Here is a 302-nt window from a genome sequence, read left to right on the forward strand (position 1 = left end):
CGCGATCCCCCTTGTCAGGTGATCGTGACGGTTTCGTGCCGCGGAAGCCGGCCGAGCGGTCCGACGGGCCGCGTCAGCCCCGGGCGCGGTTGAGGCCGATCCCGTCCATGGCGGCCTGTTCGCGGGCCGATTCGGCAGCGCGCTCGGCGGTCCGCTCGCGGTCGTTCAGGATCTCGACCTTCTTGAGCCCCTCGAACGCCTCGCCCAGCTCGGCCTTCGCCTCGGCGAGCTGGCCCTCGAGCGCCTGGGCGGACTGGATCATGTTGTCCCGGCGCGTCGCCGCGGCCCGGGCGTAGGTCGGG

General features: G+C 73.5%; 1 protein-coding gene. It reads right to left on the reverse strand.

What is annotated here, in order from left to right; translation table 11 throughout:
* Positions 1 to 73: 73 nt before the first annotated feature.
* A partial coding sequence (locus tag ACLBYB_RS33170; protein WP_447701426.1) for a flagellar FliJ family protein occupies positions 74 to 302 on the reverse strand: 229 nt, incomplete at its 5' end.

The sequence above is a fragment of the Methylobacterium sp. D54C genome, assembly GCF_053345595.1.